Source organism: Methylococcus geothermalis (assembly GCF_012769535.1).
In the GTDB taxonomy this organism is placed as follows: Bacteria; Pseudomonadota; Gammaproteobacteria; order Methylococcales; family Methylococcaceae; genus Methylococcus; species Methylococcus geothermalis.
The window spans coordinates 319,434-338,105 of record NZ_CP046565.1 but is presented as its reverse complement, the minus strand read 5'-3'; the positions used below and the strand labels follow the sequence as shown (position 1 = coordinate 338,105).

At 65.2% G+C, this 18,672-nt stretch carries 21 protein-coding genes; 13 read left to right on the top strand and 8 right to left on the bottom strand.

Annotated features, from left to right (window positions below; translation table 11 throughout):
* Positions 1–534: 534 nt before the first annotated feature.
* Positions 535–2,064 (bottom strand): threonine ammonia-lyase, biosynthetic, encoded by a 1,530-nt coding sequence (gene ilvA / locus GNH96_RS01595; RefSeq protein ID WP_169601656.1) that lies wholly within the window; start codon positions 2,062–2,064, stop codon positions 535–537.
* A gap of 90 nt (positions 2,065–2,154) precedes the next feature.
* Between ilvA and rpiA the strand changes: the two genes are divergently transcribed.
* Positions 2,155–2,811: a ribose-5-phosphate isomerase RpiA gene (gene rpiA, locus GNH96_RS01590; protein WP_169601655.1), complete on the top strand. Its 657-nt coding sequence runs from the start codon at positions 2,155–2,157 to the stop codon at positions 2,809–2,811.
* 2 nt (positions 2,812–2,813) lie between these two features.
* Here the strand turns inward: rpiA and GNH96_RS01585 are convergent, their stop codons facing one another.
* From GNH96_RS01585 to GNH96_RS01575, 3 genes are read right to left on the bottom strand one after another with little or no spacing between them, the layout of a single operon-like run.
* Positions 2,814–3,389, bottom strand: a complete 576-nt coding sequence (locus tag GNH96_RS01585) for a DNA-3-methyladenine glycosylase I (protein ID WP_169601654.1) — start codon at positions 3,387–3,389, stop codon at positions 2,814–2,816.
* Positions 3,386–4,231, bottom strand: coding sequence for a PHP domain-containing protein (locus GNH96_RS01580; RefSeq protein ID WP_228719963.1), 846 nt, complete (start codon positions 4,229–4,231; stop codon positions 3,386–3,388). Before GNH96_RS01580 ends, GNH96_RS01585 begins: the two co-directional genes overlap by 4 nt.
* Positions 4,228–4,779, bottom strand: coding sequence for an NUDIX hydrolase (locus GNH96_RS01575; RefSeq protein WP_169601653.1), 552 nt, complete (start codon positions 4,777–4,779; stop codon positions 4,228–4,230). The genes GNH96_RS01580 and GNH96_RS01575 overlap by 4 nt, the downstream gene beginning before the upstream one ends.
* A 166-nt stretch (positions 4,780–4,945) precedes the next feature.
* On the opposite strand from GNH96_RS01575, the gene purD reads away from it, so the two are divergent.
* The 5 genes from purD to GNH96_RS01550 are packed head-to-tail and all read left to right on the top strand — an operon-like array spanning position 4,946 to position 9,881.
* Complete coding sequence (gene purD / locus GNH96_RS01570; RefSeq protein WP_169601651.1) at positions 4,946–6,229, top strand: phosphoribosylamine--glycine ligase; 1,284 nt, start codon at positions 4,946–4,948, stop codon at positions 6,227–6,229.
* Between the two features lie 38 nt (positions 6,230–6,267).
* The gene (locus GNH96_RS15850) at positions 6,268–6,897 is read left to right on the top strand and encodes a paraquat-inducible protein A (RefSeq protein WP_169601649.1); all 630 of its coding nucleotides are present in this window, start codon (positions 6,268–6,270) and stop codon (positions 6,895–6,897) included.
* Positions 6,890–7,570: a paraquat-inducible protein A gene (locus GNH96_RS15845; RefSeq protein WP_228719961.1), complete on the top strand. Its 681-nt coding sequence runs from the start codon at positions 6,890–6,892 to the stop codon at positions 7,568–7,570. The genes GNH96_RS15850 and GNH96_RS15845 overlap by 8 nt, the downstream gene beginning before the upstream one ends.
* Positions 7,567–9,285 carry a PqiB family protein gene (locus tag GNH96_RS01555; RefSeq protein ID WP_169601645.1) on the top strand — a complete coding sequence of 573 codons (1,719 nt, stop codon included), beginning with the start codon at positions 7,567–7,569 and terminating at the stop codon, positions 9,283–9,285. The genes GNH96_RS15845 and GNH96_RS01555 overlap by 4 nt, the downstream gene beginning before the upstream one ends.
* An 11-nt stretch (positions 9,286–9,296) precedes the next feature.
* Positions 9,297–9,881: a PqiC family protein gene (locus GNH96_RS01550; RefSeq protein ID WP_228719960.1), complete on the top strand. Its 585-nt coding sequence runs from the start codon at positions 9,297–9,299 to the stop codon at positions 9,879–9,881.
* A 63-nt stretch (positions 9,882–9,944) separates the two neighbouring features.
* On the opposite strand, the gene GNH96_RS01545 is transcribed toward GNH96_RS01550, so the two are convergent.
* The gene (locus tag GNH96_RS01545; RefSeq protein WP_228719958.1) at positions 9,945–10,211 is read right to left on the bottom strand and encodes a Txe/YoeB family addiction module toxin; all 267 of its coding nucleotides are present in this window, start codon (positions 10,209–10,211) and stop codon (positions 9,945–9,947) included.
* Positions 10,205–10,447 (bottom strand): type II toxin-antitoxin system Phd/YefM family antitoxin, encoded by a 243-nt coding sequence (locus GNH96_RS01540; RefSeq protein WP_169601641.1) that lies wholly within the window; start codon positions 10,445–10,447, stop codon positions 10,205–10,207. Before GNH96_RS01540 ends, GNH96_RS01545 begins: the two co-directional genes overlap by 7 nt.
* Before the next feature lie 365 nt (positions 10,448–10,812).
* Between GNH96_RS01540 and GNH96_RS01535 the strand changes: the two genes are divergently transcribed.
* Positions 10,813–10,977 carry an ABC-type transport auxiliary lipoprotein family protein gene (locus GNH96_RS01535; RefSeq protein ID WP_267313386.1) on the top strand — a complete coding sequence of 55 codons (165 nt, stop codon included), beginning with the start codon at positions 10,813–10,815 and terminating at the stop codon, positions 10,975–10,977.
* 85 nt (positions 10,978–11,062) lie between these two features.
* Here the strand turns inward: GNH96_RS01535 and GNH96_RS01530 are convergent, their stop codons facing one another.
* The gene (locus GNH96_RS01530; protein ID WP_169601639.1) at positions 11,063–12,466 is read right to left on the bottom strand and encodes an esterase-like activity of phytase family protein; all 1,404 of its coding nucleotides are present in this window, start codon (positions 12,464–12,466) and stop codon (positions 11,063–11,065) included.
* Between the two features lie 111 nt (positions 12,467–12,577).
* Positions 12,578–13,717 (bottom strand): hypothetical protein, encoded by a 1,140-nt coding sequence (locus tag GNH96_RS01525; RefSeq protein ID WP_228719956.1) that lies wholly within the window; start codon positions 13,715–13,717, stop codon positions 12,578–12,580.
* 177 nt (positions 13,718–13,894) lie between these two features.
* On the opposite strand from GNH96_RS01525, the gene GNH96_RS01520 reads away from it, so the two are divergent.
* The 6 genes from GNH96_RS01520 to GNH96_RS01495 all read left to right on the top strand — a co-directional run bounded on the left by GNH96_RS01520 (position 13,895) and on the right by GNH96_RS01495 (position 18,665).
* Positions 13,895–14,986: a M14 family zinc carboxypeptidase gene (locus tag GNH96_RS01520; protein WP_169601637.1), complete on the top strand. Its 1,092-nt coding sequence runs from the start codon at positions 13,895–13,897 to the stop codon at positions 14,984–14,986.
* Positions 14,979–15,791, top strand: a complete 813-nt coding sequence (locus GNH96_RS01515) for an alpha/beta fold hydrolase (protein ID WP_169601635.1) — start codon at positions 14,979–14,981, stop codon at positions 15,789–15,791. Before GNH96_RS01520 ends, GNH96_RS01515 begins: the two co-directional genes overlap by 8 nt.
* Positions 15,792–16,086: 295 nt before the next feature.
* Positions 16,087–16,569, top strand: a complete 483-nt coding sequence (locus GNH96_RS01510) for a CinA family protein (protein WP_169604543.1) — start codon at positions 16,087–16,089, stop codon at positions 16,567–16,569.
* The gene (gene thpR / locus GNH96_RS01505) at positions 16,547–17,122 is read left to right on the top strand and encodes an RNA 2',3'-cyclic phosphodiesterase (RefSeq protein WP_169601633.1); all 576 of its coding nucleotides are present in this window, start codon (positions 16,547–16,549) and stop codon (positions 17,120–17,122) included. The genes GNH96_RS01510 and thpR overlap by 23 nt, the downstream gene beginning before the upstream one ends.
* Before the next feature lie 32 nt (positions 17,123–17,154).
* The gene (gene recA, locus GNH96_RS01500; protein WP_169601631.1) at positions 17,155–18,198 is read left to right on the top strand and encodes a recombinase RecA; all 1,044 of its coding nucleotides are present in this window, start codon (positions 17,155–17,157) and stop codon (positions 18,196–18,198) included.
* The gene (locus GNH96_RS01495) at positions 18,195–18,665 is read left to right on the top strand and encodes a regulatory protein RecX (RefSeq protein ID WP_323848043.1); all 471 of its coding nucleotides are present in this window, start codon (positions 18,195–18,197) and stop codon (positions 18,663–18,665) included. The genes recA and GNH96_RS01495 overlap by 4 nt, the downstream gene beginning before the upstream one ends.
* Positions 18,666–18,672 lie beyond the last annotated feature (7 nt).

The window sequence follows — 18,672 nt, the reverse complement described above, 5'->3', positions numbered from 1 at the left end:
AAAAGAAATCTGAGGCAAAAGGAAAGACCTGGCCCCTTTGCTTCCTAGAGTGAAAATTCCGGCGCCATAATGGCCGACACGCTTGACCGCCCCGGTCAGGCGATCGGGCAGGTCCGAGAGATGCCCGACCCCTTTTTCCGCCGCCATTTCGATGACCGTCTTGGGCTTAGCCATGCGAGAACTGATCTATTGGGCCTTGATGCCGAGCGCGCTGCTGTTCGCCTTCCTCATCTTCTTCACGCTCCTGTCAAGCCCGTCCACGCCGTCGACCGTCCGGTTCCCCGCGTGGGAACCTACCGCGACCGCTTCATCACCCTAGCCCGGATATTTCACCGGAATGAGTATTGGTGGCGGAGCCCGATGGAGCCGGTTCCGCCCTACGCGAGCTCCATCTTCTCAAGAGTTGGAGCCTCCACCACATCCGGGGCGGTTCAGTTGGCATGGCCCAGCCGTGGCGCTTCGGGAGGACGGTGAAATATCCGGGGTAGATCCGATTAGCGCAGCGTCATCGGACGGTATTTTGACGCAGGATAATCACCCCCGTTCGCTGCCCCCCGCGAACAGCCGGTAGGCCGGGTTGTGGGTTTCTTCCTTGAAGGCGTAGCCGATGGCTTCGAGGAATTCCCGGAAGGCCTTGCGTTCGGGTTTCGGCACCTGGATGCCCATCAGCACGCGGCCGAAGGCGGCGCCGTGGTTGCGGTAGTGGAACAGGCTGATGTTCCAGCGTCCGCCCATGATGGACAGGAAGCGCAGCAGGGCGCCGGGGCGCTCGGGGAATTCGAAGCTGTAGACCTGTTCGTCCAGCAGTTTCGGCGCGTGGCCGCCGACCATGTAGCGGATGTGTTCGATGGCGAGTTCGTTGCCGGTCAGGTCGAGCACGCCGAAGCCCTGGCGCTCGAATTCGCGGACCAGGCTTTCGCGGTCGATCGCGCCGCTCGCCACGGGGAGGCCGACGAAGACCTGGGCGGCCTTTTCGTCGAAGAAGCGGTAGTTGAATTCGGTGATGTTGCGGCGGCCCAGCACCCGGCAGAATTCGAGGAAGCTGCCGGGCCGCTCGGGGATCGTCACCGCCAGCAGCAGTTCGCGCTTCTCGCCGATCTCGGCGCGCTCGGCGACGTGGCGCAGCCGGTCGAAGTTGATGTTGGCGCCGCTTTCGATCGCCACCAGGCATGCGTTCCGGATGCCGGTTTCCGCCACGTATTTCTTGAGCCCGGCGATGCCCAGCGCGCCCGCCGGCTCGGCGATGGAGCGGGTGTCGTCGAAGATGTCCTTGATGGCGGCGCAGATTTCGTCGGTGTCGACGGTGACCACGTCGTCCACCCACTGGTGGGCGATATGGAAAGGCTCCTTGCCCACCTGCTTCACCGCGACGCCGTCGGCGAACAGCCCCACCTGCTTCAGGATCACCCGCCGCTTGGCTTTCAGCGCCCGGTGCAGGCAGTCGGAGTCTACCGGTTCCACGCCGATGACGCGGATGTCCGGGCGCACGAACTTGACGTAGGCGGCGATGCCGGCGATCAATCCGCCGCCGCCCACCGGCACGAAGATGGCGTGGATGGCGTCCTGGCGCTGGCGCAGGATTTCCATGCCGATGGTGCCTTGCCCGGCGATGACTTCCGGATCGTCGTAAGGGTGGACGAAGCTCAGGCCTTGTTCACGGGCCAGTTCCAGCGCGTGTTCGTAGGCCTCGTCGTAGGCGTCGCCGTGCAGGATGGCTTCGCCGCCGCGGTTGCGCACGGCGTCGACCTTGATCTGCGGGGTGGTGCAGGGCATCACGATCACGGCCCGGATGCCCAGCCGCTGCGCCGCCAGCGCGACGCCCTGGGCGTGGTTGCCGGCAGAAGCGGCGATGACGCCCGCCGCACGCGCCTCGGGCCTGAGCGATGCGATCTTGTTGTAGGCACCGCGCAGTTTGAACGAGAACACCGGCTGCAGGTCCTCGCGCTTGATCAGCACCGTGTTGTCCAGCCGCCGCGACAGGCCGGGCGCCGGTTCCAGCGGAGTTTCCTGGGCCACGTCGTAGACGCGGGCGCGCAGTATCTTCTCTATGTATTTTTGCAGCATGGTTCGGGGCAGGGGGCCATCATGGCAGCGGGGCGGTTTTCCCAGTATCATCCGCCACCGGTTTGATTACACACGATGGCAGATAAGGCAATGACTCAAGACGAACTCAAACGGAAAGTCGCCGAAGCGGCATTGGATTATGTCAAGGATGTCACCATCCTGGGGGTGGGGACCGGCTCGACCGTGAACCATTTTATTGATTTGCTGGCCGATCTCAAAGGCGGGATCGAAGGCGCGGTGTCCAGTTCCGAGGCCAGCTCCGAGCGTCTGAAGAAGATCGGCATCCCGGTGCTCGACCTCAACGCCGCCGGCACCCTGGACGTCTACGTGGACGGCGCCGACGAAGTCAACGCCGCCAAGCAGATGATCAAGGGCGGCGGCGCGGCCCTGACCCGCGAGAAGATCGTGGCGGAGGCCAGCCGCAAGTTCGTCTGCATCGTCGACGAGACCAAGTATGTCGACGTGCTGGGCAAGTTCCCGCTGCCGGTCGAAGTGATTCCGATGGCGCGCAGCCTCGTCGCCCGCCGGCTGGTGGAACTGGGGGGCACGCCGGTGTGGCGGGAAAACTGCGTCACCGACAATGGCAACGTGATCCTCGACGTGTACAACCTCAGCATCACCGATCCAGTCGAGCTGGAACACCGGATCAACGACATTCCCGGCGTGGTCTGCAACGGCGTGTTCGCGTTGCGGCCGGCGGACGTGGTGCTGATCGGTTCGCCCAGCGGCGTGCGCACGCTGCCCTGAGGCTAGCTTCCGCTCACTTCGCTCCAGCGAAAGCAATCGACCAGGTGGTCGTTCACCAGCCCCGCCGCCTGCAGGAAGGCGTAGCAGATGGTGGAGCCCACGAAGTTGCAGCCGCGCTGCTTGAGGTCCCGGCTGAGCGCATCCGATAGCGGCGTGCTTGCCGGGATGTCGCGCGGTTCGCGCCAGGCATTCCGCACCGGCGTGCCGTCGACGAAGCGCCACAGGTAGCCGTCGAAGCTGCCGAATTCTTCCTGGATGCGCAGATAGGCCTTGGCGTTGCGCACGGCGGATTCGATTTTCAGCCGGTTGCGCACGATACCCGGATCGGCCAGCAGGGCGGCGATCTTGGCCTCGTCGTAGCGGGCGACCGCTTCCGGGTCGAAGCCGTCGAAGGCGGCCCGGTAGGCTTCCCGCTTCTTGAGGATGGTGGTCCAGCTCAGTCCGGCCTGCGCCCCGTCCAGCACCAGGTATTCGAACAGTTTCACGTCGTCGTGCAGGGGGACGCCCCATTCCGTGTCGTGATAGACGGTTTCCTCCGGGCTGCGCAGCGCCCAGGCGCAACGGTGGATGGAGTTCATCGTTCGGTCTCCCAGCGGGTCCAGACCGGCGCAAGGCCGTCCGGCAGCGGCGGAATCTTCCCGAGCTTCAGCCAGACCTGTTCGGGACCGTGGTAATCGGAACCCACCGAGGCCAGCAGTTCGAAGCGGCGTGCCAGCGCGGTGTTGGTCTGGATGTCGGAAAGCGCGGCGTTGCCGGAAATCACCTCGACCGCCTGTCCGCCGGCGGCTTTGAAGTCGCCGGTGAGCCGGCGGATCCAGCTTCCGGTCATCTTGTAGCGTTGCGGATGCGCCAGCACCGGCACGCCGCCCGCCCCCACGATCCAGCCGACGGCGGTGGCCATTTCCGCCCAGACGGTGGGGACATGGCCCGGTTTGCCCTGGGCCAGGAACTTGTCGAAGACGTCCCGGACGCTGGCGGCATGGCCCAGTTGTACCAGGGCGCGGGCGAAATGGGTGCGGGTGACCATGCCGGCGCCGGCCAGCGCGGAGGCGATTTCGAAGGTGCCGGGAATGCCTTTTTTCTCCAGCCGATGTCCGATCTCCTCGGCGCGCCGGGCTCGCACGGCCTGGAGCCGGCGCATGCCTTCGTTCAGGTCGGGGTGATCCGGGGCGATATTCAATCCGACCACGTGGATGGTCCGGGATTCCCAGGTGACCGACAGTTCGACGCCGGGAACCAGCCGCAATCCCTGATCCGCTGCTGCGGCGGCGGCTTCCGGCAGGCCCGCCACCGAATCGTGGTCGGTCAGGGCGAGGGTGCGAATGCCGCTGGCGGTAGCGGCGCGAACCAGCTCGGCGGGCGTGAGCGTGCCGTCGGAAGCGGTGGAATGGGCGTGCAGGTCGTACAAGGAGAATCTCAATTCCGGATTCGGCGGCGGTCCGGCTCCAGGGTTTCCACGTGCAGGCCGAAGGTGCCGCTGCGCCGGTCTTCGAAAAACAGGGTGAGCGATCGGTGGACGGTTTCGAAAGCCAGTTGATCCCAAGGGATTTCGTTTTCTTCGAACAGCCGCGTTTCCAGGCTCTCCAGGCCGGCGGCCACGTCCGGGCTGAGCAGTTCGGCGCGGAAGAAGGCGTAGACCTGCGACAGGTGCGGCAGACTGAACAGTGTGTAAAGCTCGCCGATCCTTACCCGGGCGGTGGCTTCCTCGTAGGATTCACGTTCGGCCGCCTGTTCCAGCGTCTCCTCCAGTTCCATGAAGCCGGCGGGCAGGGTCCAGAAGCCATGGCGCGGCTCGATGGCACGCCGGCACAGCAGGACCCGGCCGTTCCAGACCGGGATGCAGCCGGCGATCACCTTGGGATTGCGGTAATGGATGGTTCCGCAGGCATCGCAGATATGGCGCGGCCGGTCGTCTCCCGCCGGAATCCCCAGGCGCAGAGGCGCGCCGCAGTGGCTGCAATACTTCATGCTATCCCGTTCGCCGGCCGGAACGGCTGAGCCAGAGTCGCTTCGTGAGGCATGGGTGTGTCTGTAGGGATTTGAGACCGGATGGCGCACAGTATGCCATGTCCAGGCCGGCCCAGCGCGTATAATTGGCGCCGTTTCCAATCCATCCGGAGTCTCAAGCATCCCCATGAAAATTCTCATCGTCGGCAGTGGCGGACGTGAACACGCGCTGGCCTGGAAGGCCGCGCAGTCCCCCCGCGTGCGCCAAGTGTTCGTGGCGCCCGGCAACGCTGGCACGGCCCTGGAGCCGGGCCTGGAGAACGTGCCCATCGCGGCGGACGATGTGGCGGGCCTGCTGGAGTTTGCGAGGAGGGAGGGCGTGGCGCTCACCATCGTCGGTCCTGAGGCGCCGCTGGTCGCCGGCATCGTCGACGCCTTCCGCGCCGCCGGGCTGGCCTGTTTCGGGCCGACCCGGGCGGCGGCCCAGCTCGAAGGCTCCAAGGCCTTCTGCAAGGATTTTCTCGCCCGCCACCAGATTCCGACGGCGGAATACCAAGTATTCACCGACGCTGGCGAAGCCGAGGACTACATCCGCCACAAGGGCGCACCCATCGTGGTCAAGGCCGATGGCCTGGCCGCCGGCAAGGGCGTGATCGTGGCGCAGAGCGAGGACGAGGCGATCGCCGCCGTGCGCGACATGCTGGCCGGAAATGCCTTCGGCAGCGCCGGGCACCGGGTGGTGGTGGAAGAGTTCCTGCGGGGCGAGGAAGCCAGCTTCATCGTCATGGCCGACGGCGAGCATGCCCTGCCGATGGCGACCTCGCAGGATCACAAGGCGCGGGACGACGGCGATCTGGGGCCGAACACCGGCGGCATGGGGGCCTATACCCCGGCGCCGGTGGTGACGCCGGAAATCCACCGGCGGGTCATGGAGGAGATCATCCAGCCCACGCTCGACGGCATGAAAGCGGACGGCGTGCCGTATACCGGATTTCTCTATGCCGGCCTGATGATCGCGCCGGACGGTGGCTGCAAGGTGCTGGAATTCAACTGCCGTTTCGGCGACCCGGAAACCCAGCCCATCATGATGCGGCTGCGCAGCGACCTGGTGGAGCTCTGCTGTGCGGCAGAGGAGGGCCGGCTCGATGCGGTGACCGCGGAATGGGACCCCCGCGTTGCGCTGGGCGTAGTGATGGCGGCCGGCGGCTATCCGTTCGATTACCGTAAAGATGATGTGATCGAAGGGCTGGGGCTGGCGATAGCGCCCGGCGCCAAGGTCTTCCATGCGGGAACCCGGCTGGACCGCGGCAAGGTGTTGACGGCCGGCGGCCGGGTGCTTTGCGTCACGGCGCTGGGGAAGACCGTCGCGGCGGCCCAGGCCGCCGCCTACCGGCTGGTGGACAAGATTCACTGGCCGGACGCGTATTGCCGCAGGGACATCGGCCACCGCGCCATCCGGCGCGGTGCCTGAGCGGACCGCGTGCGGCGGACATGACGGCAAGATCCGGCATGGCTGAGTACGCGGTCGCCGAGCATGCGCTCATCGCCTGCCACGACTGCGATCTGCTGTTCCGCAAGCCCCGGTTGCAGCCGGGGCAGAAAGCGTGTTGTCCGCGTTGCGGCGCGGTCCTGTTCCGGCGCAAGCGGAGCGGGCTGGACCAATCCCTTGCGCTGGCGTTCACCAGCCTAGTCTTGTTCATGCTGGCCAACGCCTATCCCTTGCTGCGGATGAACATCGCCGGGCGGGTACAGGAGGGTTCGTTGCTCACCGGTATCGAAGAGCTTTATTCGCAGGGCTATTGGGAAATCTCCGCGCTGGTGTTCGTCGTCACTTTTCTGGCGCCGTTGGCCAAGCTATTGTGTCTGTTCTATGTGCTGCTGCCCTTGCGCCTGTTCGGCCGGCGGGCGCCGAAAGCGGTTCTGGTGTTTCGCTGGACGGAGTTGTTGTCGCCCTGGGCCATGACGGAGGTTTTCATGCTGGGCATCCTGGTTGCCGTGGTCAAGCTGGCCGATCTGGCTGCCCTCACCCCGGGCATCGCCCTATATTCCTTCGCTTCCCTGATGGTGTCCATGGCGGCGGGCGATGCCATGCTGGACGAGCACGAGGTCTGGGACCGGCTGGAGGCCGCCGGTGACTAACCAGGCGCCCACCGCCGCAAGCGCCGGCTATCTGCTCTGCCACTGCTGCCATCTGCTCAGCCGGCCGCTGCACGGTGCGACCCATCCCCGCTGCCCGCGCTGCGGCGCCGTCCTGCACCGGCGCAAGCCCAACAGTCTGGCGCGCACCTGGGCGCTGACGCTGACCGCCTACATCCTCTATATCCCGGCCAACCTGCTGCCGATCATGACGTTGACGATGTCGGGCCGGGGCGAGCCCGATACCATCATCAGCGGCGTCAAAGAGCTGATCGTGGGGGGCATGTGGCCGCTGGCCCTCCTGGTGTTCTTCGCCAGCATCACCGTGCCCGTGCTCAAGCTGCTGGTGCTGACTTTTCTGCTGCTGTCGGTCCAGTTGGGCTCGCATTGGCGCCCATGGGAGCGCACCGTGCTTTACCGGCTGACCGAATCGGTCGGGCGCTGGTCCATGATCGACATTTTCGTCATCACGATCCTGGTGGCCGTGGTCGAGCTGGGGGCCTTGGCGACCATCGAGGCCGGCCCCGGCGCCGTGGCCTTCGGCGGCGTGGTCGTGGTCACCATGTTCGCGGCGATGAGTTTCGATCCCCGTTTGATCTGGGATCGCATGGCGCCGAAAGAAGGCGAGGTTCCTTCCCATTCCCGCCCCGAGGGGGCTTACAGGATGCAGCGATGAACGAATCTCCAAAGGAAGGCGCAGGCGACGCTCCGGCGTACGAAGCCTGGGAGGCGGAGGTCAAATCCTCCCGCGGCCTGCCCCTGGTCTGGCTGATTCCCCTGGTGGCGCTGGCCATCGGCATCTGGCTGGCCTACAAGACCCTGAGCGAGCAGGGGCCGACCATCACCCTGCTGTTCAAGGAAGCGCCCGGCCTTGAGGCGGGAAAAAGCAAGGTCAAGTTCAAGGACGTGGAAATCGGCACGGTCGAGTCCATCGTGCTGAACGAGGACCTGACCGGGGTGATCGTCACCGCCAAGATGGAAAAGCACGTCGCCACCCACCTCGGCGAAAACACCGCCTTCTGGGTGGTGAAGCCGGAACTCGGCCTGGGCGGCGTCTCCGGGTTGGACACGTTGATGGCCGGGAATTACATCGCCGTCGAATTCGGCGGCGGCAAGGTGGTCCGCAAGTTCATCGGCCTCGACCAGCCGCCCCGGATCAAGGCGGATACGCCGGGCCGCACTTTCTTCCTGGCTGCGGACAGCGCGGGCCCCTTGAAGTACGGCACGCCGATCTATTTCCGCGACATCGAGGTCGGACAGGTGGTCAACGTCGGGCTGGCCGAGGACAACCAGAGCGTCCAGGTCGAAGTCTTCATCGATGCGCCCTATCACCGCCTGGTGCACAACAGCACCCGCTTCTGGCAGGTCAGCGGTATCGATCTGTCCATGAGCGCTCAGGGCGTCAATCTGAAAGTCGGCTCGATCATGTCCCTGCTCCAGGGCGGCATCACCTTCGAAACGCCGACGCTCAACGATCCGAAGGGGCAGCCCAGCGAGCCCAATACGCATTTCAGACTGCACAAGGATTTCGCCAGCATCGCGGAAGGGACCTACACGCTGCGCCAGCCCTACCTGCTGTTCTTCGACGACTCCGTGAGAGGGCTGAACGTGGGGGCGCCGGTGGAACTCAAGGGCATCCGGGTCGGCACGGTGACCGAGCTGAAGCTTGCGCTCGATTTCGGCGCACACAAGATCAGGATTCCCGTGGTCATCGAGATCGACCCGGAACGCCTGATTCCCTACGGGGCGGACGATGTCATCAAACGTGCAAGGGAAGAATTCAAAGCGGCGATCGAGGCAGGCCGCCGTCCCTTCATGGAAAAACTGGTGGAGCGCGGCCTTCGTGCCCGGCTCAAGACAGGCAACCTCCTGACCGGACAGCTTTATGTCGACCTCGATTTCTACCCGGAAAGCCCGCCGAAAAGCCTGGATTACAGCGGCCAGCACCCCGAGCTGCCGACCCTGCCCTCGGTGGCGGACGAACTGCAACGGAACGTCACCGAGATCGTGGCGAACTTGAAAAAGCTGCCACTGGACAAGATCGGCCAGGAACTGCTCGGCACCGTCCAGGGCAGCAATCGCCTGCTCAATTCGTCGGAACTCAAGGAGGCCGTCGGCTCCATGAATGCCGCCCTGAAGGACCTGCGCCATCTGGCCCAGACCGCGGACCGGGAAATCGTCACCCTCACCTCCGCCACGGAGAAGAGCCTGAGCTCGACGGCCAAGGTGCTGGAGCAGCTCGAACCGGGATCGGCGATGGCGGTGGACATCAGCAATGCGCTGGAAGAACTCGCCGCCTCCGCCCGTTCCATCCGCGCCCTGACCGATTATCTCGAACGCCATCCGGAAGCCCTGCTGCACGGCAAGGGCGGCTCGGGAGGCAAGCCATGAGGGAACCCGTGATGCGATCGACTTTTCTGGCGGCAAGCCTCGCCGCGCTGCTCCTCGGCGGCTGCGGCACCAGCCCCGACACCCGCTTCTACGTGCTGTCCGCCGCCCAGGAACCGGCCCGTCCGCCTGTGGAGCGGGAGATCGCCGTGGGTGTCGGGCCGGTCGAGCTGCCGGAGTATCTGGACCGCCCGCAGATCGTGACGCGGAGCGGCCAGAACGAGCTCCGGCTCGCCGAGTTCGACAAATGGGCGGAATCGCTCAAGGACAGCGTGACCCAGGTGCTCGCGGAAAACCTCGCCGGCTACCTTCCGAGCCGGAAAGTGGTGACCTATCCCTGGAAGCGTTCGGCGCAAGTCGACTATCAGCTCGTGGTGAAGGTGATCCGCTTCGAAGGAGCCGGCGGCGAGAGTGTGCTGAACGTGCGCTGGTCGGTGTCCAGCGGCGACGGCAAGACCGAGCTGCTGGTCCGCGAATCCCGCTACGCCGAGCCTGCCGCCGGTGCGGACTACGGTGCGACCGTGGCCGCCATGAGCCGGGCGCTGGCCCGGTTCAGCCGGGATGCGGCCGAAGCGGTAAGGGGGTTGAGCCGAGGCTGATCACGCACGCCGGACCCGGCCGGGTCCGGCTAAAGGGTGACCCTTTGGTTCCTCTGAACCGCGCTACGCGTAGTGCGTCCACATCCTCAGGACGCGAACGGTTTTCTCCTTCTGAAAGACTTCGTACACCAAACGGTGCTGGATGTTGATGCGGCGGGAGTAGGCGCCGGCGAGATCGCCGACCAGCTTTTCGAACGGCGGCGGATTCTGGAAAGGGTCTTGGGCGAGGATCGCAAGCAGTTCCTGGGTCTTGGGCTTCAGGCCGCTTGCGGCAATCTTCTTCGCATCCTTTATCGCTTGCTTGGCATAGACCACCCGCCAACTCACCACTCAAGCTCGCTGGCGCTCTGATCAAGTGGCTCGGCCATGCCGACCTTGATGGATTCGCGCATGCCAGGCACGGCGAGCAGATACAAGGTCTCCTGAATGGCGTTCCAGTCCTCCGCGGAGATGAGCACGGCGCTGTTGCGCTTTCCGGAAATGACGATCGGCTCGTGCGACTCCGCTGCCTGGTCGATCAGGCGATACAGATTGGCGCGTGCTTCGCTGGCGGTAAGCGTGTTCATTTCCGGCTCCTTCAAGAATGCGAGAATGGTACGCTAACACGTACGCGTGTCAATGGGCCATGCAAATGCCCCAAGAGGCCCGACGTCCATGACAAGCGGCATCCGAAAACCACAGGGTCAGTTTTTGCCATGCCGCACGCTAGCCCGGATATTTGACCGGAATGAGTATTGGTGGCGGAACCCGATGGAGCCGGTTCCGCCCTACGCGAGCTGAAAAAGAAATCTGAGGCAAAAGGAAAGACCTGATCCTGTGGTTTCCGAGCGCGATCCCATCAGTAACCGGATTGGGCACCCAACGGACCTTCACTTCCCCTGAGAACGGAACCAATGTTGTCTGACCCCGTTTTCACGATGTGCAGCGGTCGGTGTCCAGCGGCGACGGCAAGACGGAGCTCCTGGTCCGCGAATCCCGCTACGCCGAGCCTGCCGCCGGTGCGGACTACAGTGCGACCGTGGCCGCCATGAGCCGGGCGTTGGCCCTGTTCAGCCGGGATGCGGCCGAAGCGGTAAGGGGGCTGAGCCGAGGCTGATCACGCACGCCGGACCCGGCCGGGTCCGGACCCACGCCTAGGAGACGCGCCGCCTGGCAGCGGTGCGCCTCCCGATTCCTCGGACTTACCTGAAGGAAGCTTCGAGGATTTTCTGTTTCTGGAACACCGTCGGGTTTCCTTTCGCGTCGGTGCCCAGGTCGGCGTCGTCGAAGGCGAACATGTAGAAGTTGTTCGGATTGGCGACGCCGTTGGGGTGGTTGGAGTCGGTGATGCGGGGCAGGAAATCGTTGTCGTTGGTGACGAACAGCGTATGCCGCTTCCGGCCGTCGATCGTGATATCCGGGCCGAACGCGATGCCTTCGAGCTTGGATGGGACGTCGTAGGCGCTGATGCCGGCGTTGACCAGGGCCGCCTTGACGTCCAGGAACAGGGTCTTGGGGACCGCGTAGGCGGACAGGTCGCCGCTTATCCCGCTCACCTCGGCGGCGCCGGCGAGGTCGATCTTGAACAGCTTCTTGACCTTGGCTGCGCTGTTGTCGCCCAGTCCCTTGCCGTCGCGTTCGTCCACCAGGAATTCGTGATCGTTGATCGCGAGGATTTCGCTGACGCCCGAGCCTTCCGTCAGCAGGTAAGCGTATTCGTGGGTCATGCCGGTCGCGATGCTGATGGTGACGATGCGGACGCTGTTCTTCTTGTCCTGAATCAGGTTGGTCTGCATGATGCCCACCAGGGTCTTGCCGTCCGGCGTGATGGCCAGGCCTTCCATCCCCTTGTTGGCGATGCGGCCGACGGTGTTGGCCGCGATTTCGTCATTCCCTTTCGGACTCAGAGCGGTGGCGGCGAAGTGGTCCGGCAGCGTGAACGACTTGATCCGCTTGCCGCTGAAACGGTCGAACTGGTAGACGTATGGGCCGTATTCGTCGGAGACGAACACGCTGCGGCCGTCATTGGAGAGGCGGATGCCTTCCGGGTCCAGCCTGCCGTTGTCGGGGTCGGTCGAAGGTGCGCCGGCGTCGAAATTGTCCGAACGGCCGCTGAAATAGAAGCTGCGCCTGCCATTCAAGGCCGGTGCGCCGCTGCCGAGGGTATGGCTTTCGTCGGTGCCGAGGGCCCCGGTTCCATAGACGAGCGGCGTGGCGCTGTAGAAGAGGGTGGTCGTAAGGAGTGTCGGTCTCAGGGTGAAGGGGAGGCCCGAGTCCCCGCTGTTGCGCTTGAGCTGGAAATCGAAGGTCTGGAAACGGGGGATGTAGGAGGCGGTATCGTCCACCAGCGGGTTATAGGGGGTGGCGTTCGGGCCGCGGTCGGGCAGCGCGAGGAACATGGAGCCGCCGGCCCAGGCCAAGCCGGAGCCGAGGCCGCCGAGGATGTTCCCGCTGACGCCGTTTTCGAGAGGAGCGTGGGTTCTGGCGGCCCGGTCGGAGGACGCCGGATCGGCGGTGCCGATCGCGAGGAGATCCACGCCGGCGTGGCAGGCGCTCGCGGCGAACAGGGCTGCGGCAAGGGTCGACAACTGCGTTTTCTTGGTCATGGGATGGTCACCTTGGGTGGATGGGACCAGGGAAACTAGCAGCCGACTGTTACATGACGATTGCGGGAGGATGAAAAATGCTTTCTCGCAGCGACAACATTGCGACGTGCGTCATTCCACCTGCGCGAATGCATCCGAAAGCTCGACGTAATGCGGTTTGCCGAGAATCTCTTTGGCGTATTCGATGGCCAGGATGGATTCCATGTCGTTCCGGCTCAGCGTATCGAGGTAGCGCCCGTCGCGGAACAGTGCCTGCACGTCGCCGTCGGCGAGCAGCCCCACTTCCTCGCAGCGTTTCCGTAAACCGTCGAGATAGTCCTGGGCGATACGTTTCAGGCGGGGCTGCGGCAGGCGCGATATTTCCCGGAAACCCCGGGCCAGCGCCGCGGTGTCGTCGGTGCGGGGATGCTCGGCGATCCGCTTGAATGTCTCCCCGAAGCGCCGGAGGCCGCTGAAAATGTGGCCGCTGTTGACCACGTTGAGGTTGGCCCAGCCGGCGCGAATCCATTTCAACACGCCGAAGCGCGTTTTCGGTGCGGGCTGGTCGGTTTCGAGGTAGAACGCCACTGACTGGGAATCGTACATATAGGTGCTGGCCCAGCCGAGCCCCATGCGGTTGAGCCCGGTCTGGTCGGTGTAGAGGTAGTCCCAGTTGTCGTCCGGGCCGACGATGATGCCTTTGCGCCCGACCCGTGATTCGCCGGTCTGGCTCGACAGGCTGACCAGGAGCCTGCGTCCGTGCACTCGGGTCAGGATGAGCGTGCGGTACAGATCGTACTCGTAATAGGCGCCGGAGTGCTGGTCGGGCGAGTTGACCAGATGCTCCATGCCGGTGACGACGACCAGCCTGTCCGGATCGGCCGGTTCGGCCCAGAGTTCCGGCAGCTTTTGGCCGGGCGCGTCGACGGCGGTCCAGCGTTCGGTGCGTACGGTGGACGGTGCGGTGAACACCGAAGGGATGTCGTTGCTGTAGGTGAGCCGGAGCAGGTGGTCCAGGCTGCGCCGGATGTCCGATTGGTAGTAGGCGGAGGCGGCGCCGTCGCGTTCCCCGGCGCGGTAGAGCCTGGCTTCGTCTTTCGGGCTTTCCACGAAATCGAGGAGCCGGCCGATGCGGGTGGCGTCGAACCGGTGGGGATCGAGCCGGTTCTTGCCGACGAAGCCCAGCAGATAGTTCAGTTCTGCGTCGAGGATGTCCGGTAGTGCGGTTTCGCGTAACGCATCTCCCGCGTGTGCCGTCAGCGGCAGTAGCAAGAGGAAGGTCAGGAGGAGGGGGCCTCGCCCCTGTTGGAACAGGGTGTGATACAAGTCTGTCAGGTCAGGGGGGGGTTGATGTATGCCGATTCTAACCGTCCTCCGTTTGGTCTGCCACGAAGCCGGGCTACGCCATCCGGTTGACCCCCGCCCCGAGCCGGCTACAATGCCCGCGCCATGATCGCATCCCAAGAGCACATCTTCCGGGCCGAGGACGAATCCCAGCCACTCACGCGCAACCTGCTGCGGGGACTGCCGGAGCTGCGCGAGATTCTGCTGCTGGTCGAGCATCTGAAGGAGTTCCCCGAACTGGGCCGGGTCGAGACCCTGGCGCGGCTGCGGCATGATGAGGAAACCTTCCCGTTGCTTGCGATAAGCTTCGGGCCGGCCGATCCGACCACGCCGGTGCTGGCGCTGTTCGGCGGCGTGCATGGCCTGGAGCGCATCGGCACCCGCGTGGTGATCGCCTATCTGCGCACCATCCTCGAACTCGCCCGCTGGGACGAGGTGACCCGGGAGATGCTGCGGAAGACCCGGCTGCTGATGGTTCCGCTGGTGAATCCGGTCGGCATGTATCTCAAACGTCGTTCCAACGGCGCGTTCGTGGACCTCATGCGCAACGCGCCGGTGCAGGCGGAGGGCCTTTCGCCCTGGCATCTGTTCGCGGGGCAAAGGCTTTCGCCGAGCCTGCCGTGGTACCAGGGGGCGGCGGATGAACCGATGCAGACCGAGGCGCAGGCGCTGTGCGATTTCGTCCGGCGGGAAATCTTTCCGGCGCGCATCGCCCTGAGCGTGGACGTTCATTCCGGCTACGGCCGGGTCGATCGGCTCTGGTTTCCGTACGCCCGGACCCGGGAGCCGTTCCCGAATCTGCCGGAAGCGGTGGCGCTCAAGCATCTCCTCGACCGCACCCATCCCAATCACATCTACTGCATGGAACCGCAATCGCGCCAATACCTCGCGCACGGCGATCTTTGGGACTACCTGTACGATTGCTACCGTGTGGAACAGCCTGCCGGGCGGTTCATCCCGTTCACGCTGGAACTGGGGTCCTGGGCCTGGATCAGGAAGAACTGGAGCCAGATGTTTTCGATCCTCGGCGTGTTCAATCCCCGGATGCCGCACCGGGTGCGGCGCACCTTGCGCCGCCACCTGTTCCTGTTCGACCTGCTCTACCGTGCCGTGCGTTCGCCGGAACCGTGGACCGGGCTGGACGACGGGGAGCGCCATCGGCTGACGCAGCAGGGCCTGGACTACTGGTATGTCTGACGGGACCGGCCCGTCGGAATGGGTGTTCATCCGCGGGCTGGTCCGGGAAAGCGCGCATTGGGACGAATTTCCGCAAACGTTCGCCCGCGCCGTGCCGGGAGCCCGTGTCCGTGCCATTGACTTGCCCGGCAACGGCCGGCACTGGCGTCTCGACAGCCCGCTTTCCATCCGGGGGATGATGGAGTTCGCCCGCGCCGAACTCGGAACGGAGGCCGGCGTGCCGCGCTATCTTCTTGCCCTGTCCCTCGGAGCGATGGTCGCCCTCGAATGGATCGCGCGCCATCCCCAGGACATTGCCGGTGCCGTCCTGATCAACACCAGCCTGAGCAGCTTGAGCCCGCTGCACCGCCGCCTGAGCTGGCGCGCCTGGCCGGAGGTTGTCGGCGCCCTGCTGACCACCGACATCGCCGACAGGGAGCGGGCGATACTTCGCCTCACCAGCCGCTTTGCCGCGGACGATCCGTCCCGCGTCCAGGCGCGCGTCGACGCTTACCGGGAGCATCCGATCCGGCGGGCCAACGTATTCCGGCAGCTCTGGGCCGCGGCCCGCTACCGCCCGCCCGCGGATGCCCCCGCCATCCCCGTGCTTTTGCTTGGCAGCCGGGGCGACCGGCTGGTCAGCCCGGAGTGTTCCGAAGCCATTGCGCGGTATTGGGGGTTGCCCCTGAACATGCACCCGGCAGCGGGGCACGACCTGCCGCTGGACGATCCTGCCTGGACGATCGAGGCCGTTCTGGCGTGGTTGGCGACCCTGTGTGAAGGGCGGTCGGCAGTCTGCCCGGCGGAATCGCGTAGGGAGACGTAGGTACCGCCAGCTTCCGACGCCGGGGCGCATTTTTTCCTGGCGACGGGGGGCGCAGCCACGAAAGGTTCACGCCGATGTCGATCGCTCTCGAGCCGGGCCCGAGCCCGAACTGGAAGAGCGTTCGCTCTACGGGCACCGTCAGGCGACCGGCGACCATCCGATCGGGGTGTGAGCTCGCGCCCATTCGGCGTAGGCTATGTCGGTGGCCGTTCCTGCGTGGTCGGCAAACGGCCAGGTTTCGGTTACCGTTTGGCGAGGCGGGAGGAACGCGGTGCACACACATGGCAATCGGGAGATGTACGATCTGGCCGGACGTCTGGGCGAGCTGCTGGGGGGCGAAGGCCGCCGTCTGGTCACGGCCGAGTCCTGCACCGGCGGCTGGATCGCCCAGTGCGTAACGTCCGTCCCCGGCAGTTCGGGCTGGTTCGACCGCGGCTTCGTGACCTACAGCAATGAATCCAAGCAGGAACTGCTCGGTGTGCCGCCCGATGTCATCGCCCGGTATGGCGCGGTGAGCGCAGAGACGGTGGCGGCCATGGCCGGCGGGGCGCTGGCGCACAGCCGGGCCGACTGCGCGGTGGCGGTCAGCGGCATCGCCGGCCCCGAAGGCGGCAGCCCGGACAAGCCGGTGGGGACCGTCTGGCTAGCCTGGCAGCTGAAGGGGGCGATGGCCGTCACCCGCCGATTCCGGTTCGATGGCGACCGGCAGGCGGTGCGGCGGCAGGCGGTGATCGCGGCGTTGGAAGGGCTGATCGATGTCTGTTCAGGCACCGATTGAACCGCCCTCCCTGCGCCTGTTCTTCGCGCTCTGGCCGGACGAGGAGGTTCGCGAGACCTTGGGCAAATTGCTCCGGTCATTGCGCCGGACGGTCCGGGGGCGCTGGGTGGAGCCGGACAAGCTCCATCTCACCCTGGCGTTTCTGGGGGCGGTGCCGCCCGGACGCCTGCCGGAGCTGGCCGCGATGGTCGAGTGTTTGGACCCGCCGCGGTTCGATCTGGTGCTGGACCGGCTGGAATGCTGGCGGCACAACCGGGTACTGTGCCTGGGAGCGAGCCAGATGCCTCCGCTCATGCTCGAACTGGTCCGTGTCCTGAATTCGAACCTGCGCGATGCGGGCTTTCCAATCGAGCAGCGCCCCTTCCGCGCGCATTTGACGCTGGCCCGCAAAGCCGACGCAGCCTGGTCCACCATGCCTTTGAAAAGACCCGTGACCTGGCCCGTGGAGTGCGTCACCCTCGTCGAGTCACGCCTTTCCAGTGCCGGTCCGGCCTATGTCGTACTCGCCGAAAAGCGGCTCCGGACTATGCCCGAAATGGTCGCTATGAAATAATGCTTCTTTCCACTTTCGACGCAGTAACCCGGATGGACGAGAACAAACGCAAGGCCTTGGGTGCCGCTCTCTCCCAGATCGAGAAACAGTTCGGCAAGGGATCGGTGATGCGCATGGGCGATGTCGCGGCGGTCCGGGACATCGATGTGGTGTCCACCGGCTCGCTGGCGCTGGACATCGCGCTGGGCTGCGGCGGTTTGCCGCGCGGCCGCATCATCGAGATTTACGGCCCTGAATCCTCGGGCAAGACCACGCTGACCCTGGAGGTCATCGCCCAGGCGCAAAAGACCGGCGGCGTGGCGGCCTTCGTGGACGCCGAGCATGCCCTGGACCCGGTCTACGCCGAAAAGATCGGGGTGAACCTCGACGATCTGCTGGTCTCCCAGCCCGACACCGGCGAGCAGGCGCTGGAGATCGCCGACATGCTGGTGCGTTCCGGCGGCGTGGACGTGGTGGTGATCGACTCGGTGGCGGCGCTGACGCCCAAGGCCGAACTCGAAGGCGAGATGGGCGATTCCCACATGGGCCTGCAGGCCCGGCTGATGTCGCAGGCGTTGCGCAAGCTGACCGCCAACATCAAGCGCTCCAATACGCTGGTGATCTTCATCAACCAGATCCGCATGAAGATCGGCGTGATGTTCGGCAATCCGGAGACCACCACCGGAGGCAACGCGCTCAAGTTCTACGCCTCCGTGCGGCTGGACATCCGCCGTTCCGGCGCGATCAAGAACGGCGACGAGGTGATCGGGAACGAGACCCGCGTCAAAGTGGTCAAGAACAAGGTGGCCCCGCCGTTCCGCACCGCCGATTTCGAGATTCTGTACGGCGAGGGTATCTCGCGCGAGGGCGAGCTGATCGATCTCGGCGTGAACCACGACATCGTGCAGAAATCCGGTTCGTGGTACAGCCATGGTGGCGACCGCATCGGCCAGGGCAAGGACAACGTCCGGATCTATCTCAAGGAGCATCCCGAGGTCGCCGCCGCCATCGAGGCTGCCATTCGGGAAAAGGCGCTGGCGGGGCTCAAGCATGCGGCGCCTCCGGAGCGCGCCGCGGCGGAAGAGAGTGAGTTCTGAACGAAACCGACGACACGCTGGAAGCCGCGCGGGCAGTTTGCCTGCGACTGCTGGCGCGGCGCGAGCACAGCCGGCTGGAGCTCGGGCGCAAGCTCGCCGCCCGTGGTTTTGAACCCCCGACGATAGAAACCATTCTGGCGGAATGCTCGGCGCAAGGATGGCAGAGCGACGAGCGCTTCGCCGAGAGCCTGGTCCGCGCCCGGAAGGCGCGGGGATTCGGTGTCAACAGGATCCGGCAGGAACTGCGTCTGCATGGTGTCGATGCCGGGCTGGCGGACGCGCAAGACTGGATGAACGACATGGACCGTGTCTACACGAAAAAATATCGCGGAAAGCCCCCGATGACCACGCCTCGAGAGCGCGCGTCAAGGGCGAGATTTCTCGCGCAACGCGGTTTCACGCCTTCCCAGATTCAGGATTTTTTCAAGCGTCTGGGATCGGCCGGCGAATACCCGGACAACGATTGAAGACTTT

What these genes read in the sequence shown, in the direction of transcription:
- thpR (WP_169601633.1), top strand. Translation starts at nt 16,547, where the DNA reads ATGTCTGTTCAGGCACCGATTGAACCGCCCTCCCTGCGCCTGTTCTTC.
- GNH96_RS01540 (WP_169601641.1), bottom strand. Translation starts at nt 10,447, where the DNA reads ATGAACACGCTTACCGCCAGCGAAGCACGCGCCAATCTGTATCGCCTG.
- GNH96_RS01520 (WP_169601637.1), top strand. Translation starts at nt 13,895, where the DNA reads ATGATCGCATCCCAAGAGCACATCTTCCGGGCCGAGGACGAATCCCAG.
- GNH96_RS01585 (WP_169601654.1), bottom strand. Translation starts at nt 3,389, where the DNA reads ATGAACTCCATCCACCGTTGCGCCTGGGCGCTGCGCAGCCCGGAGGAA.
- ilvA (WP_169601656.1), bottom strand. Translation starts at nt 2,064, where the DNA reads ATGCTGCAAAAATACATAGAGAAGATACTGCGCGCCCGCGTCTACGAC.
- GNH96_RS15850 (WP_169601649.1), top strand. Translation starts at nt 6,268, where the DNA reads ATGGCTGAGTACGCGGTCGCCGAGCATGCGCTCATCGCCTGCCACGAC.
- GNH96_RS01555 (WP_169601645.1), top strand. Translation starts at nt 7,567, where the DNA reads ATGAACGAATCTCCAAAGGAAGGCGCAGGCGACGCTCCGGCGTACGAA.
- GNH96_RS01530 (WP_169601639.1), bottom strand. Translation starts at nt 12,466, where the DNA reads ATGACCAAGAAAACGCAGTTGTCGACCCTTGCCGCAGCCCTGTTCGCC.
- GNH96_RS01550 (WP_228719960.1), top strand. Translation starts at nt 9,297, where the DNA reads ATGCGATCGACTTTTCTGGCGGCAAGCCTCGCCGCGCTGCTCCTCGGC.
- GNH96_RS01510 (WP_169604543.1), top strand. Translation starts at nt 16,087, where the DNA reads ATGTACGATCTGGCCGGACGTCTGGGCGAGCTGCTGGGGGGCGAAGGC.
- GNH96_RS01575 (WP_169601653.1), bottom strand. Translation starts at nt 4,779, where the DNA reads ATGAAGTATTGCAGCCACTGCGGCGCGCCTCTGCGCCTGGGGATTCCG.
- GNH96_RS01515 (WP_169601635.1), top strand. Translation starts at nt 14,979, where the DNA reads ATGTCTGACGGGACCGGCCCGTCGGAATGGGTGTTCATCCGCGGGCTG.
- rpiA (WP_169601655.1), top strand. Translation starts at nt 2,155, where the DNA reads ATGACTCAAGACGAACTCAAACGGAAAGTCGCCGAAGCGGCATTGGAT.
- purD (WP_169601651.1), top strand. Translation starts at nt 4,946, where the DNA reads ATGAAAATTCTCATCGTCGGCAGTGGCGGACGTGAACACGCGCTGGCC.
- recA (WP_169601631.1), top strand. Translation starts at nt 17,155, where the DNA reads ATGGACGAGAACAAACGCAAGGCCTTGGGTGCCGCTCTCTCCCAGATC.